Consider the following 15,110-nt stretch of genomic DNA (forward strand, 5'->3'; position numbering starts at 1 on the left):
TGTGCCCACCACGTTCCGGCAATTGGCAGAAATGCCTGGAGGTCGGTGTAGGACGAATTAACTAAACAAGTTTACGCTGAGTCGAACTTTCCCAGCGGTCCATAGCTGGCTGCTTTTGAACTTAAAAACTTTGCACATTTTAATCACGATTCATGACAAATTGGCTCGCGCAATGTGTGTTCTATTTAGTTGTCTTCATTATATGTCAATTTCGACATATGTAAAGCAAATTAGCATCAAAGGCCCCACGCACAAAAAACGGTAATGAATCCCGTTCTGGGCTTCATTACCGTTTTACTAACAGACTATTTTAGTTAATGACTCACAATTACTTAATCAGCGGCGAGGGCATCGATTGGATTCAACCGAGCGGCGCGCCAAGCTGGTAAGATGGCTGCTAATAAGGCAATCACCAGGGCAATGATAAAGGTCGAGATAATATTACTTACCTGAATCTCAATCATATTGTAGCTGGCGATTTGGTAGAGGACCTTATTCAAGGCAGCTCCAATACCATAAGCAATTCCAGTAGCTAGTAGTGCACTGATGACCCCAATGATCAATGATTCACTCGTGAACAATCGCCGAATATCACGGCGACTTTCACCCAGCGCACGTAAGATTCCGATTTCTTTCTTCCGGGCACTGACCGACATGAACATGGTCACAATGATCATTAACGCTGAGACTAGTAGGGAAATTCCAGCGATTGCCGCCAAAATCGTGGTTGCTAAGTTAACATACGTATTGACCGTATCAAGCATGCTGGCAATACTGGTGGCACGGTAAACCCGTTTGCCATCAATCTTTAGCTTATTAATCTGCTTGGTTACAGCATCATTATGCTCCCGCGAATCAACTTTCACCGCAACTGAAGTTGGCTGCGTACTTAAATTCTTTGCTGACCGCATATCTTTCATAGTGGCGTAGGTCACGGCGTTCACACCACTTCCAGTCGTGCTGTCCGTGATCCCAGCAACCGTTAATTGCCGTTTAACCGTGACACTTTTACCACTCTTATTCGTTGTCTGAAAAGCCACAGTCACTTTCTTACCGACCAATTGCTTCCAATTCTTAGATGACCATTTCTTCGCCACACTACTCTTATCGACGACGATTTCATTCTTACCAGCCACGTGACCAGCTTTAATAATCGACTTCCGGTTAGAAGCCGTCCACGTTGTTAACGATGAAGCGGTGTAGTCTTTATTACCAACTGTAATTGTCGCGTTGCTTGCACTCAAAATTGGCTGAACGGTCTGAACATGCGCAACTTTTTTCAGTTTACTCAGTTGGGCCGTACTGAACGTTGGCTGATTGGTCGTCGCCACACTCGCCCCCATGGCAGCTGCCTGCTGGTTACCTTCTTGGCTGCCGCCTCGCTGACTTTGACTCGATTTTTGATACCGACTCACTGTCACGACACGGGGATTGACCATATCATTGATTTCCTGATTAATATACCCCTTGAGGCCATTACCTAACCCGTTAAACAACATCACTGCGAATAAACCAATCGCTGTCCCAATGATAATAATCAAGTTCCAAGTCCAAGTATAGCGTAGATGTTTAAACGCCGTGTTCAGTGGCACATACCACGGTAACTTACGTGCCGCAATCTGTTGGCGATTTTCATCGACCGGATAAGCGGGTTTCACCCGCTCGTCATCCGTGATTTTACCATCAGCTAAGCGCACGATTCGAGTACCCGCATTCGCAACATCCTGCGAATGTGTCACACAAATTACAAGCCGACCTTCCGCCGCAATCTGATCCAAAATTTTCAAAACTTCCGTGGTATTTTCAGAATCCAATGCGCCAGTCGGTTCATCCGCGATAATAATCTGCGGATCACTCGCTAAAGCCCGGGCAATCGCAACTCGCTGCTTCTGGCCACCAGATAATTGGTTCGGGTACTTTTTAATTTGATCCGCTAACCCCACCTGAGTTAACAGTTGCTTAGCTCGTTGCTCACGTTCTGACCGATTTAACTTGGTCATATCTAACGAGATCAGGACATTGTCTAACACGGACAGATGGTTGATCAAATTATATGATTGATAAATATAACCGACTGTTTCACGCCGATACTGATCCATCTGTTTCTCTTGGTGATGATCTAACGCGGTTCCTTGCAATAACACTTGTCCCTGAAATTGCCGATCCAAGCCACCAATGATATTCATCAACGTTGACTTACCACCGCCAGATTCCCCTAAAATCGCAACGAATTCACCTCGTTCAAAAGTTAGATTAATCCCATTCAAGACTGGGAAAGCTTCCTTGCCTAAATAATAGGCCTTGTGAATATCTTTTAATTCTAAGTAGCTCATCCTCGCTCACCCTACCTTACTGTACGTCAATATCGTGTGCCAACTCCCCTTTATTTATATCAAGGGCTTTAACTGTGACTATTAGTCATTAAGTTTACCAAAAAAACAACTGTGGAAAAAATCTTATACCTTATTTTTATTGAATCTTATCATAGCACTTTAGTTAGACTATAACAACAAAAACTAACTATTAGGCTAAATAATTTGAAATTAATTATTAAGGAGTGACATTACAACCTGGTTCGCTCTGGTACTTCAACCGACATCACCACCGTTGATCAGCGTGCACAAAAGGCAGTTTCGAGAAACACACCGTTCCCAGAAACTGCCTCATCCGTGCTTACTTCCAAAATTATCGTGCCAAGTTATATTTACCTAGGCGCGTCGCTTCCGCCACCAAACCGCGATTGCACCAGTCAGCATGAGGAACACACCGCCGGCGACTGCTAGCCAGCGTTGCACCGCTTCACCTGTCTGTGGTAACCAGCCGCTACCATGATGACCTGTCGAATGACTGCCATGATTAGTAGTTGCACTCGAGCTAGTTTCAGGCAATACCGTGCCACTCGTCACCCGATCCGTGACTGTACTTGCATGCGAACTAGCTGTACCGGCCGTCATTGAAGTGCCATTGTCGTTGGTGCTCGTTTTGTCTGCACCTGATGTATTAACTGTCCCACTCCCCGTGGTGCTAGTTTCATGCTTGTCGGGTTTGACAGCAGTCCCGTTGCCATTCGGTTTAGTTGTGCTACTACCATTTTTGTCCGGCTTAACGGTAGTACCATTGCCACCTGGTTTAGTCGTGTTGCTACCATTTTCATCCGGTTTAACGGCAGTACCGTTACCATCTGGTTTAGTTGTCGTGCTGCCATTTTCATCCGGTTTAACGGCAGTACCATTGCCATCTGGTTTAGTTGTCGCGCTACCATTTTCATCCGGTTTAACGGCAGTACCATTGCCATCTGGTTTAGTTGTCGTGCTGCCATTTTCATCCGGCTTGACCGCAGTACCATTGCCATCTGGTTTAGTCGTCGTGCTGCCGTTTTCGTCGGGTTTAGCCGTACTCGTCAGTGGATTATCATTATCCAAATCCACAAGCACTTCTGTACCGTCGGCAGTGGCAGCCATTGCTTGACTTAACATGATGGTCTTAGCCGCACGCGTCTTACTTGGTACGAGTTTAATCGTCACCAGGTCAGTCACGGGTTGGCTGGCACTGACTGTTAATCTTAATTGACCATTAGCGACCGTCTGCCGTAAAATCTGCACGCCGGTTGGAACCTTAACGTCAGCGACTTCCCGACCTGCTAAGTCCAATTGCAGATCAAATGCCGTCAGTTGCCGGTTTTGGTTATGAGTCAATTGAACTTTTGCTTCCTGATCATTGCGACTGAGCTTTAACGTTTCAACTGAACGTTTCTTCTTCGATAGGTCAGTCTGCTTAAGAAAAGCCGATGAGTCAAAGACCTGACTGTCAAACATCTGTGGTGTCTGTGGGACTTGCAAAGCATTCAGGATGAGCGCACTGATATCAGCACTGATATCAGCATTGCTTCCACCATGCAAACGGCGGCCATTATCGACCGTTTCGCCACCGAGCGCCATGAAAATACTGCGGTTATATTCATCCCAACCACCATGATTCTTGCCAGAACCGCCATGATCAGCGTTGGCAATGACTAACGTATCATGAATGTGACCGGTTGCTTCAAGCTTATCCATTACTCGCTTGAACAGCGCATCATATTGCGCGTACTTATCCCAGTAATTGTCATTGTACCAGCCGTGACCGTGTCCCTGACCGTCCATATAATCACTTTGCATGTAGACTAACCCAGTACTTTGAAATTCTGGCGTGCCGATATAGTTAGCCACATCATCAAAGGATTTCAGCGAAGCTGACTGTTTAGTAGTCACCGCGGCATCTGGTTCAATGATGCTATTGACGATTGGTCCCCATTCTGAGAAAGCCGCAGCGCCCCGAGTTGGATTATCGGCTTGTAACATCTTAAATACTGATGGGAACATTGCTTGTGGTTTGTTAAAGTCTGCAAAGTATTCTTGTCCCATGGTCGCGTTAGTCCCTTGATATCCCTTAGGTAGCGTGTCCCATGGCCGACCATGTAACATGGAAATGTAGTTTTGTGCCGAAATCGCTGGTGAAACGGCCCGCGCTGACGTACTCATTGCAAACTGCTTATTGAATAAGTCCATCGTATACGTATTCCGACGTTTCTTCATGATTTCTGGGTTGGTTGTCCATACGGGAGTCTTAGTTCCTTGCTCCGCACCTTGTGCATAGTACATTCCCTTCGGATCCCAGGGGTTCCCACCACCATCAGTCGTTAAAACGACCACGTGTTTATAAGGCTTGATTTCAGCTGCATTGGCGGCTGCCACTTTATCGGCTGCGTTTGCCAGGGCCACGTCACCAACACCAATAATCCCGTCACCGTTATAATCTAGCGCGTACTTACCTTGAATTTCAACAGTTTGAGCTGGCCCTAGTTCAATGGTTGTATCTTTAGTTAGCTGCTCAAACTTGATCTGCGTCTCACCAGCGGCCTTAGCTTTCAAATTAAGGTGCGCTAACCGCGTTTGCGCATACATTTTAAATTCAGCTTTTGAAAGGTTCGCCGTCGTAGTCAGGCGAATACGGCCAGGCGCAATCAGTTGGATCTGCGTCTTTCCCCCTTGTAAGAGACGTTCTGCACCGACATAGTCAAACTTAGCCGCATCATACACGACATCCATGGTGATTGGGGCGGCACCGGTAGCTTTGATTTGCCGGGCGTGTACATTAAGACCATAAGTGTGCCCACTCGCAATTCGCTTCGGGCCAACGAGCTTCGTCGCAATCGTTTGGTCGACTGTTACGGGTGCGACCGGCTGCTTGCCGACCTGTGCTTCAACGTTCAATTGACTTACTTGTTGCGACGTCAATGTCTGATCATACAAGCGGGCCTGTCTAATTTGACCGGTCATCATTGACTGAACGTGACTTCCAGGAACCGCATCACCACCCAGCACAAAGTCTTTGGTTCCTTGTGCCAGCTTTAAATCACCGGGCATAGCCACTTGTTGGACTAACTGGCCATCCAGATACAAGCTAGCCGTCTTATTCTTATCGATCACACCAACCGCATGCACCCACTGCCCCTTATGTAAGGTGCCTTTAGGAGTCTTATAGCCGGAACCATCATGGGCGAAGAAAACGACTTGATTGTTTTGCACCCCAAGTCCTAAACCACCACCCTGTTGGCTAGAAAAGATCTCATGTTCACCATTGGCATCGGCGGCTGGATCATATTTAAAGTACGCCTCGATCGCCATCCCATTCTGTAACTTTGCAAACTGCTGATCCGTGAAGGTCGTGTAAAACGCTGATTTGCCATCCAAGTTCAACACTTGGTCGTTAAATTCAGGGTCCTTCGTCACGGCAGGCTGCCCATAGGTTTGCCACTGCGTCTGCCCAATTAAATCAACCAATTGTTGATTTTGAATTGCCAAACTCAAGGTTGCTGTTGGAACGGCCGGGCTGGCAACTGGTTCGGCAACTTGCTCACTCGGAGTCGCCATTGGGGTTACTGCAGCGACGGCCGGGGTCACCGTCGTTGTTAAGATTGCTGAACAAACTAATAAGGTCGTTAAAACACGCGGCTTTATCATTATAAAATTATCACTCCATCTTTTTTATCGTAAAACAAACTGCACTTTTAAGAATAGTTAAGGAATGTAAAGTGTTTAGTCAGATGTTTGTAAAGAAACGATATTATTTATGTTGCGATACTTTACTAGCCAGAAGCTTGTCAACGACCCCAATCAAAAAAGCTCCCCACGTCTTGCTGGGAAGCCTGATAAGCTAATCTATTCCTGTCGCACTAAGCCGTTTGTTGATAGCCATTTGCAACCAGCTGATTTCTAAACCACGTCTCAAACATAAAACCATACCAAATATCGCCTAGTAACCCGATACTCATGACAACTTGGTCACTAAAAAACAGCTGCGTCACCATATTTAACGACAGCATGCCTAAGAATGGCACCGCCGTTTTCAGTAAGAAAAACGGGGTTCGACACCGCACACTGAACAGCGCATAAAACCACGTGAACAACAGGGCCCACACGTTAAAGTGCCCGTACACTTGCTTGGTACTGGTCTCGCCATTGATAGTCTTAGTAAACGTCATATCATGTCTAGCTCGCTTGTTAAAGCCAAACCATTCTGATGGTGCAAAGTTCATGAAAACCCTCCTCGTATCCTGTTCAATCATTATAAGAGTTAACTCACTAACTTACCACTAACTATCACGCTTGCATGCCAAAAAATCGTCGTACCTCATTAGCGTAATTAAACTTAGCGTTCAGTTTGCCCAATAAGGCTTGGTCATGGGTACTCGTAAAACCAGTCCGGCGAAGATGTTCATATAAGTCTAAATATGGTAATTGTTGTTCACGCGCAACGGTCAACTCAAGGCTAATATCATAATCAACTTTTCGAAAATCCACACTGATTCGACCCGCGTCATCCACCGTTAAGATTGCATAGTGAGCACGCTGATCAGCCATGAACTTAGCGTATGGACTATAAGGTTGGCCTGTCGCCCCGGGATTAATAATGAGCTGGCCCCGCTGACTCACCCGCATAATTTGTTGGTGGGTATGGCCGTAAACGGCCACATCCGCATCACCAGCTAGGTGATCAAAATTAGACTGGCGTTCATCCGGATACAGGTCGTGACCAGTCGAGCGTTCCGGCTGATTATGGGCCAGTTGAAAAGTTAACCCGTTCACGACCATCGTTGTCGCAATGGGCCGTTGCACTAATTCAGCGTAATGCGATTTGCTCAGATGGGTCACCAGATACGCGGTCAATCGTGCAAAATAAATCTGTGAAGGATCATCCAGTCGCCCGTTTCCAGTCATGACCGCATTAATCCCCTGTTCCCAATTACCTTGCAACCATACTGACGGCGCAGTGTCCGCTAAGGTCTGGTAGAGCTTTTCGGCACCCGGGCCGGGTAAGAATAGATCACCGAGGAACCAATAATCCGTCGCGGCTTGCTGACGCGCATCCGCCAACACAGCATTAAGCGCCGTCAAGTTTCCATGAATATCTGCCAGCACAGCAATCCGGTGTTGCATTTCTCGACACTTCCTTTTGCACATAATACTTCTAGTATACGCTGGCAATTTACACTTGTCGCATGATCTCTGTTAAGCCAGCTTATTAATTGGCCATAACAAGCGCAGATGGTCGTCATCACAACTATTTGCATGTATGCTAATAGTAATATTTAGTCTAATTAATACCTTGGAGGAGGCATTCAACATGCAACAATTAACACCATTAACCGCCTATTCAGACTTGGCATTCGATTGGTCGATCGTTATTAATGAAGGGGCTGCGGGACTAACGACCATTCGCCAGCATTTAGCAGCCACGCTTAGCGACTGCCTGGCCGCACACGTGACCATCCTTTGTCGACCTGCGATGTTTTTCCTGATCATTCACGACCACCGGCAAAAGGTTGCGATTCCCGGTCATATTTATCCTGGTACGGAACAACCTTATGAAATCCAACTAGACGGCTGGCCGGTAAATAATAGCACCGCTTTTATGACAATTATTCATAAGTATCACTAAGCACTTGATACTACTTATCTGTCGTTACCACACCAATCATCGAAAGTGCTAATATATTCAGTGTTAACAATGCGAGCGCTTCCCTCCCTATGTTAGAATATACTAAGAACCAATCAGGGGGGAAATCAAATTGCAGATTGATAAACAACAAGTTGGTAATCGTATTCACCAACTTCGAATTGCCGCTGGTTTAAGTATGGCCAAACTTGCATCTGCGATTGGCTTGGCTGGAAAAAGCACAATTAATGACTGGGAAAAGGGACGTACGCTAGCTAACGCGGACCGACTCGCTAAAGTAGCTGCATACTTTGACGTATCCACTAATTACCTTTTATACGGTAGTTTGACTGAATATGTCACCGCTGTCTTTCAAAATGGTGGTCTCAATCATTCAGAATTCAATGTCCTACTATGGGAATATGTGGACCTAACTACGACCAATCCGAACATTCTTTCTAGTGACTTGTTCAGTTCGGCCTCACAGACTGAACAGGGCGTATCCGACCCAACTAAAATCGCGGCGGCCTTAATTACACCGACTATCAATAATGCGATTCGGCAGATTGTTCCTGAAATCGTCCAACACTACCAACAAACGACAACCTACCCAGAACCTCAAGCCGTCATTCAGGCCGGTTGCTATGTCTTTCGTCACCGAATACAGATTATTCGGCGGACCTTTACGGGTAAATACAACCGGATCGTCCGCTTACTAGACAATGTCGATTTATACGAAAAGTTACAGCCAGACGATGACTTAAAGGCGTACTTGAATCAAACAACGGGGCCTAAAACTCAAGTTCAAAACGGTTATTCGTTGGATGAAAAGTATCAGCGCCAAATGAACAAAGTTATCACGGAATTTCACCAAGCACTCAATCGCATCAATGATGCCTACCAAGCTGAACTGATGGCTTGTGGACAAGGACAGGCTCATTCTGCGGCAGATTGAATTGCTTGCAACCGCCAATCAAAAATCAACTGAACACGAAAACACACTTCAAAAGTAGCAGCTTTGAAGTGTGTTTTCGTATTTAACAACTGCATTGCAATTGCTAGTTGACCTTGCATCAATCAACTGTGGTGACGCGATGAAATTCCTTCTGACTCAGCTCATCGCAAACAATTACACACGATTAGCCCCATCATCCGTCCTACTTAGCAACAACCGTGGCAACTTCTTGGTCGTGGCTCACTTGTCCACTTGTGGATAAACTGATTTTTTCAGCGGGTTGCCCACCTTTATCCACAACCACCAACACCGTCATATCCTCCCCATTTTCAGCGGCCTGCTCTTGATCCACAAAAGCGAGTGGTGTTTCTGGTGTCACTTGGTCGCCTTCATGAACATAAGTTGCCGGAGTTGCGCTGGTATTAACACCCATTCGTAACCGTACCGTCAGCTTTCCAGCTGCCAGTTCGATCGCATTTTGTTCTGGAATCAGGGCACTGACGGTTCCCGTTACTGGACTGAAGATATGGTGGCGTTCTGGCGTCACCGCAAACCCCGTCTGACCCGCAGCGACTGTGGCTAAATCTATCAGTGTGCCATCAACTGGTGCATATAATTTAACTTTTTTACCAAATGAAAATAGTCCCATGATAAAACCCTCCCGAATTTGATGAATAAATTTCCATAATGGCGCTGGCCAGCTACCGTTCTTTGATTACCTTTATCCTAACTGCTCGAACGGGTTTCAGGTCAAGGGTTTTATTTAATTTGTTTGATTAATAGCCATTTTGAATCAGCAGCCGTCCTTTAAAATTAAGCACTGCCAAAGTAACGTCTACACTAAATGCTTCTCTCACTTACTCGCCTGCACACCCTCGCAGTACCGTATCGCGGGCCCCAGCCACCGACAAAAAAATTCCCCACCAGCATTTAGCCAGTGAGGAATCGTAACATATTATAACATCCTGAGATGCCCACCACCAAAACAATCTAGGATTTGGTTAGTGTTTGATTATCACTCGGACAAGTCCCAATCATGTTAAAGCAACCACCGCACACGTTGGTGATTCACGATTGCATTGACTTCCCCGGTTAAATCCTAATTATCTGTCGCCGAGTAACTTTTCAGCTGCTTGTAAGACATTTTCACCATTCATCATGCCATAGTCGGACATATTGATGATATCCATTGGAATCCCAGCCTTATCAGTCTTCTTCTTCACGTCATTCGCCATGTAGCGAACTTGTGGTCCTAATAACAAGACATCGGGATGCGGATCTTGACTCAGTTGATGGTCAATATCAGCCGCTGAGGTGGCAAAGATCTTGTAATCAACACCATCTTGCTTTGCCGCAGCTTCCATCTTAGACACTAATAGTGAGGTTGACATTCCCGCAGAACATGCCAACATAATAATTTTTTCAGCCATAATTATTTAATTCCTTTCTATAATTACATCTTTTCAATTTCAGCGTTACCAGCAGCAGCTTCCGCAGCGGCCTTTTCGCCTTCTTCCTTCGTTAAGATAGCATCGTACTTCTTAGCGAATGGGAAGTAAATTGCAGTTGACATGACCAACGTAATTGTTTGCCAGATAGCCATCTTCCAGCCACCAATCAGGAAACCAGAAATGATTGCTGGGGTCGTCCACGGTGCCGCGAAACCATTCAATGGTGGCACAATGCCGAAGTAGATGACCAGATAAGTGGATAATGCCACGATTACTGGTGTCAAGAAGAATGGAATTGCCAAGAATGGGTTCATCACGATCGGTAACCCGAACAAGAATGGTTCGTTAATGTTGAATAATGCTGGAATAAATTCAACTTTACCAATCGTCTTAAATTGCACGGACTTAGCAGCAAACAACGTAAAGATAACAAGTCCGATCGTAATCCCAGAACCAGTTAAGTTAATGAAGTTATTGTAGAATTCATTAGTTACAATGTGAGCACCTTGGGCAACGGTCAACTTACCTGCTTTATATAATGAAGCATTGTCGAACGTGTTCGGAATCAGTAACCCACTAGTAATGGCACCCATGATCAACCCACCATGGACCCCAAAGAACCAGAAGAATGGCACTAAGAACGCAATAACCAGCGCACCACCGAGTGAATCGGATAATCCTTGAAGCGGTGTTTGAAGAACCTTGTAAATAAATTGCAACATGTCAGTATTACCGAAAGCACTGAAGGCCGCAAAGATTAACATTGCAACAATCAAGATGACCCCGGCAGGAATCATGGCAGTAAATTGGTTGGCAACACTGGCTGGTACTTGTTCTGGTAGGGTAATCTTCCAACCTTTACGAATCATAGCGGAGTAAGCCCAACCAACTAAGATACCGACAATAATGGCAGCGATCATCCCCTGACCACCTAGCCAGGTAATATTAACAACCCCAGTAACGGGTGCTTGCACAAAATTTTGTAGGACCTTTGGTAATTTATCGATATTCTGTGAAACGGCGCTACCTGACATCACGACATTCCCAGCAGCATTGGTAATCCCAGTACCGGCTTTACCCATCGCAGCTACTAATGGATTGGCAATGTTAAGCGTTTGCAAAAGTAAGAATACGGCCATGGAAGTTAACCCAGCGGGCAGTGGTTCATACCCTTCGTTACGCACATACACATAGGCAATCCCAACGGCCGCCCAAAGTGAGAGAACCCCAAACGTTACTGTATAGGCCTGGTTAAAGAACGCTGCCCAACCAGAGGCCTTAATAACAGCAGCCACAGCTGGAATTGGAATATTAGATAAGATCAAGAATACGGACCCAATGATAATAAATGGTAAGGCGTAGACCATCCCGTCTTGTAAGGCTTTAACTGGTTTAGTGTTAACGAACTTCATTATTGGCGGTAAAACTTTGTTGTTAATGAAATTGCTAACAGCACCATTACTACTATTTTCCATTACAATTCATCTCCATTTTTTGCTAGGACCCCTTGCAGCCAATAATATGACTTCTTGGGAACCCGCTTTAAGTCTTTTAGATCATGATTACTCCGGTTAACGTAAACAACTCCGTAACGTTTTTCGATATCTGCGTGTGAACTTGGAATATCAATCAAGCCCCAGCCGAGATAACCTAGTACCTTAGCACCGTCGATCAACATGGCATCTTTCATCGCCTTGATATGTTCTTCATGATAAGTAATCCGCTCATCATCTTCGATCATATGCTGGCCATCCCAGTGCTCGCGTAACCCAATCCCATTTTCAATCGGGAACACGGGTACTTCGTACTGGTCATACAACTTGGTAATCAAGTTGCGGAAACCGAGTGGATCAATCGCCCAGCCCCATTCATTAGCTTGTAAAAAGCGGTTGGCCTCAAATGAATAATTGAGATAACGATTCGGAACGGCATCAACGGATATTTTATCCCCGTTGATAACCGTTGAACGATAATAACTAAAGGCCAAAAAATCCGCTTTCATTTTGCCGATGATTGCTTCATCACCTGGTTGCAAATCATAATCGATGCCCTGTTGTTCAACGTAACGCAGAACTTCTGGTGAATAGTGCCCGTGCACGTAAGCGTCATTCAAGTTGTTGTTCAAAAATTCGTCACTCTTACGAGCCGCCATAATATCAATTGGCTTAGCTGTTTCTGGATAAACCGGGGTGTAAGCTAACATACCACCAATCTTCACGTCATCGTAGTTCTGATGAACAAAGTCATCTAGGCGCGCGTGCGCTAACATAGTATGGTGGAAAATCCGGTATAAGTCGTTAACACTCTGATCGCCCTTGGTATAACCTGAAATGTTGAAGACTTCGTCGGTAAAGTATAGATTATGTTCATTGAACACAATCCAATATTTAACCCGGTCAGCAAAGTGGCTAATCATCTTTTCACCAAAACGGACGAACGCATCAACGGTGTGGCGCGACATGAACCCGTTTTCATTTTCAGCTAAGGCTAACGGCATATCAAAGTGATACAGGCAAATCATCGGCGTAATCCTCCGCGCCAGCATCGCATCAACCAGCCGATCATAAAACGCAATCCCAGCGGCATTAAATTCACCATCACCATCTGGAACTACTCGTGACCATGAAATCTGAATTCGATACATATTCAAATGTAAGTCCTTCATCAAATCAAGATCTTCCTCGTAACGATGATATTCATCAATGGCATCATGCCAATCCGAAGTGGTTGCTGTCGCAGGACGAACATCATAAACTGAACGGCCCTTACCGTCTTCATCCCAAGCACCCTCAGTTTGCATACTTGACACTGAATTACCCCAGAAAAAATCCTTGGGCATCTGTCGCTCCTTATCCATCAAACTCCTCCTCTGTGTCATTTATTTTGGAAAACGCTTTCCTTGTGAAATAATACTATCCTATTTCTATTCCAAAATCAATACTTTTACTTTAAAAATATATACTTTTGTTAAAATGACTAAGTCCGGTTGCCACTAAAGTAGCTACAAAAAGCGGCCTGGCAGTAAATACTACTGCTAGACCGTTTTGATCGTCCTATTTATTCAAACCATTCTTAACCAGTGTATCGACAGCGGCTAATACCGCAGTATCAGCTGAGCGCGCTTGCCACCCTAACAATTGCTGGGCTTTTTGGGTACTGACCTCGTGATTGATGCGGATCATCAAACTAGACTCGCGTAATTGCCCACTAAATGGGGCTAACCCCCGCACAAACCAGTCTGGAATCAAATGTTTCGTCAGGCCTGCAGCCAACTGCGGCCGTTGTTCTTGAATCAATGTTTTGAGGTCCCGCATCGAGATTGGTGTGGCGGCCACTGCTAGAAAACGCTGATTGGCCGCTGCAGGCGCCGTCATCGCCCGAACCTCTAAGTCAGCGACATCGCGAACGTCGATGACATTGACTTTAAGGTTTGGCATCATCTGTCCAGTTAATATCCGACTAACTAGATTATAACTACCCGTGACGTGCCCATTAAGCGATGGCCCAAGCATGGCACCGGCATTAACCGTCGTGAATTCTGGACTATCAGCATGCGCCTTGCAATACGCCCAGCCAGCCTCTTCAGCAACCAACTTCGACTTTTCATACAACGAAAGCCCCGGTTGGTCTTCGCGGGTCCAGTCCACTTCAGTGACGGGATGATCATGATCCAAACGACTGAAGCCAACGGCACCAAGGTTGGCAGTCATGACGACCCGCTTAACACCGGCCGCCGTCGCTGCCTTTAGAACACGGATCGTGCCGACCTTGGCCGCACTAGTGACCTCATCAGAAGCCCGACCTTGATTAACAAATACTGGTGCCGCAACACTCATCACATACGTCACGTCACGCATTGCTTCGGCCCAACCCTGATCCTGTGTCAGATCCAGAGCAACAAATGTCAATCGATCTAAGTTAGGTGTACCCGCTAGCGTCTGCTTCACACCAGCTGCTTTATCTAACGACCGTAACGTTGCCCGAACCGGATAGCCCGCTGTTAATAATTGTTTAATGATATGACTGGCTAAGAAGCCATTACCGCCAGTGACTAATACTAATGATTTATTCATGTTTAATTCCCCCGGAATATTGGTTGTTTTTTTCATCATGGCTTGTTAATATAGCTAATATAAACCTTAGACAACACTCTAAGGCAAGTGTTAGGAGGAATCTTTTTGACCTATACGATTAAAGAAGTCGCTGATAAGGTCGGACTAAGTGCGTACACCTTGCGTTTTTATGATAAACAAGGCTTACTTCCCTTTGTCAGTCGCAATGAATCCGGCTACCGAGCATTTACAGACGGTGATCTTCATCTATTACATACGATTATTTGCCTCAAAAATACCGGTATGGCAATCAGTGCTATTCGCCAATATATCAGTTATGTCATGGCAGGTCCCCAATCGATTGCACAACGACGAGAGCTGCTGACGACTCACCGCAATGCCATTCTTGCTCAGCAAGCCCAAATCATGAAAAATCTGAAGGAAGTGGATTACAAATTAAACCTATATAGTGATCCGCACGCGCGTGAATTAGTGCAAGGGGAAATTGCTCAAGCGAAGTCTGAAAAACAAGCCCTCGGTTTAGCAGATCCATTTCCAGTGACGGAATAAACTGTTAAATAGCCGTGTTTGACGCCATTTTCAAGCACTAAAAGCCGATTATGAAGTGAACCCACAAGTTTGGACAACTAAATTAAGCTGCTAACTGATTGGCAA

The 15,110-nt window shown here is 45.5% G+C and carries 12 protein-coding genes; 3 read left to right on the forward strand and 9 right to left on the reverse strand.

Annotated elements, in window-relative coordinates; translation table 11 throughout:
- Positions 1-332 precede the first annotated feature (332 nt).
- The 4 genes from MMY95_RS13900 to MMY95_RS13915 all read right to left on the reverse strand — a co-directional run bounded on the left by MMY95_RS13900 (position 333) and on the right by MMY95_RS13915 (position 7,478).
- Positions 333-2,333 carry an ABC transporter ATP-binding protein/permease gene (locus MMY95_RS13900; RefSeq protein ID WP_015380873.1) on the reverse strand — a complete coding sequence of 667 codons (2,001 nt, stop codon included), beginning with the start codon at positions 2,331-2,333 and terminating at the stop codon, positions 333-335.
- A 375-nt stretch (positions 2,334-2,708) separates the two neighbouring features.
- Positions 2,709-6,002, reverse strand: coding sequence for an alkaline phosphatase family protein (locus MMY95_RS13905; protein ID WP_241277733.1), 3,294 nt, complete (start codon positions 6,000-6,002; stop codon positions 2,709-2,711).
- A 212-nt stretch (positions 6,003-6,214) separates the two neighbouring features.
- Positions 6,215-6,577, reverse strand: coding sequence for a hypothetical protein (locus MMY95_RS13910; RefSeq protein ID WP_003643357.1), 363 nt, complete (start codon positions 6,575-6,577; stop codon positions 6,215-6,217).
- A 64-nt stretch (positions 6,578-6,641) separates the two neighbouring features.
- A complete protein-coding gene (locus MMY95_RS13915) occupies positions 6,642-7,478 on the reverse strand; it encodes a metallophosphoesterase family protein (protein ID WP_003642262.1) in 837 nt (278 codons plus the stop codon).
- A 187-nt stretch (positions 7,479-7,665) separates the two neighbouring features.
- Here MMY95_RS13915 and MMY95_RS13920 point away from each other — a divergent pair, with 187 nt between their 5' ends.
- Both MMY95_RS13920 and MMY95_RS13925 read left to right on the forward strand, forming a co-directional pair.
- The gene (locus tag MMY95_RS13920; RefSeq protein ID WP_076661563.1) at positions 7,666-7,980 is read left to right on the forward strand and encodes a hypothetical protein; all 315 of its coding nucleotides are present in this window, start codon (positions 7,666-7,668) and stop codon (positions 7,978-7,980) included.
- Positions 7,981-8,110: 130 nt separating this feature from the next.
- The gene (locus MMY95_RS13925) at positions 8,111-8,932 is read left to right on the forward strand and encodes a helix-turn-helix transcriptional regulator (RefSeq protein WP_011102002.1); all 822 of its coding nucleotides are present in this window, start codon (positions 8,111-8,113) and stop codon (positions 8,930-8,932) included.
- Between the two features lie 202 nt (positions 8,933-9,134).
- Here the strand turns inward: MMY95_RS13925 and MMY95_RS13930 are convergent, their stop codons facing one another.
- From MMY95_RS13930 to MMY95_RS13950, 5 genes are all read right to left on the reverse strand, one after another.
- A complete protein-coding gene (locus tag MMY95_RS13930) occupies positions 9,135-9,581 on the reverse strand; it encodes a PTS glucose transporter subunit IIA (RefSeq protein WP_003642266.1) in 447 nt (148 codons plus the stop codon).
- A gap of 454 nt (positions 9,582-10,035) precedes the next feature.
- Entirely contained in the window at positions 10,036-10,362 is a 327-nt protein-coding gene (locus MMY95_RS13935; RefSeq protein WP_003642267.1) for a PTS sugar transporter subunit IIB, read from the reverse strand.
- Positions 10,363-10,385: 23 nt separating this feature from the next.
- Positions 10,386-11,858, reverse strand: coding sequence for a PTS sugar transporter subunit IIC (locus MMY95_RS13940; protein ID WP_011102003.1), 1,473 nt, complete (start codon positions 11,856-11,858; stop codon positions 10,386-10,388).
- Positions 11,858-13,240, reverse strand: a complete 1,383-nt coding sequence (locus tag MMY95_RS13945; RefSeq protein ID WP_053267224.1) for a glycoside hydrolase family 1 protein — start codon at positions 13,238-13,240, stop codon at positions 11,858-11,860. Before MMY95_RS13945 ends, MMY95_RS13940 begins: the two co-directional genes overlap by 1 nt.
- A gap of 196 nt (positions 13,241-13,436) precedes the next feature.
- Complete coding sequence (locus MMY95_RS13950; RefSeq protein ID WP_053267225.1) at positions 13,437-14,456, reverse strand: aldehyde reductase; 1,020 nt, start codon at positions 14,454-14,456, stop codon at positions 13,437-13,439.
- Between the two features lie 105 nt (positions 14,457-14,561).
- On the opposite strand from MMY95_RS13950, the gene MMY95_RS13955 reads away from it, so the two are divergent.
- Positions 14,562-15,005 (forward strand): MerR family transcriptional regulator, encoded by a 444-nt coding sequence (locus tag MMY95_RS13955; RefSeq protein WP_003643360.1) that lies wholly within the window; start codon positions 14,562-14,564, stop codon positions 15,003-15,005.
- Positions 15,006-15,110 lie beyond the last annotated feature (105 nt).

Origin of the sequence: Lactiplantibacillus sp. ME-2 (assembly GCF_022549155.1) — a bacterium.
GTDB lineage: Bacteria > Bacillota > Bacilli > Lactobacillales > Lactobacillaceae > Lactiplantibacillus > Lactiplantibacillus plantarum.

Coding starts and splice junctions, on each gene's coding strand:
- MMY95_RS13900 (WP_015380873.1), bottom strand. CDS start 2,333: ATGAGCTACTTAGAATTAAAAGATATTCACAAGGCCTATTATTTAGGC.
- MMY95_RS13905 (WP_241277733.1), bottom strand. CDS start 6,002: ATGATAAAGCCGCGTGTTTTAACGACCTTATTAGTTTGTTCAGCAATC.
- MMY95_RS13910 (WP_003643357.1), bottom strand. CDS start 6,577: ATGAACTTTGCACCATCAGAATGGTTTGGCTTTAACAAGCGAGCTAGA.
- MMY95_RS13915 (WP_003642262.1), bottom strand. CDS start 7,478: ATGCAACACCGGATTGCTGTGCTGGCAGATATTCATGGAAACTTGACG.
- MMY95_RS13920 (WP_076661563.1), top strand. CDS start 7,666: ATGCAACAATTAACACCATTAACCGCCTATTCAGACTTGGCATTCGAT.
- MMY95_RS13930 (WP_003642266.1), bottom strand. CDS start 9,581: ATGGGACTATTTTCATTTGGTAAAAAAGTTAAATTATATGCACCAGTT.
- MMY95_RS13935 (WP_003642267.1), bottom strand. CDS start 10,362: ATGGCTGAAAAAATTATTATGTTGGCATGTTCTGCGGGAATGTCAACC.
- MMY95_RS13940 (WP_011102003.1), bottom strand. CDS start 11,858: ATGGAAAATAGTAGTAATGGTGCTGTTAGCAATTTCATTAACAACAAA.
- MMY95_RS13945 (WP_053267224.1), bottom strand. CDS start 13,240: ATGGATAAGGAGCGACAGATGCCCAAGGATTTTTTCTGGGGTAATTCA.
- MMY95_RS13950 (WP_053267225.1), bottom strand. CDS start 14,456: ATGAATAAATCATTAGTATTAGTCACTGGCGGTAATGGCTTCTTAGCC.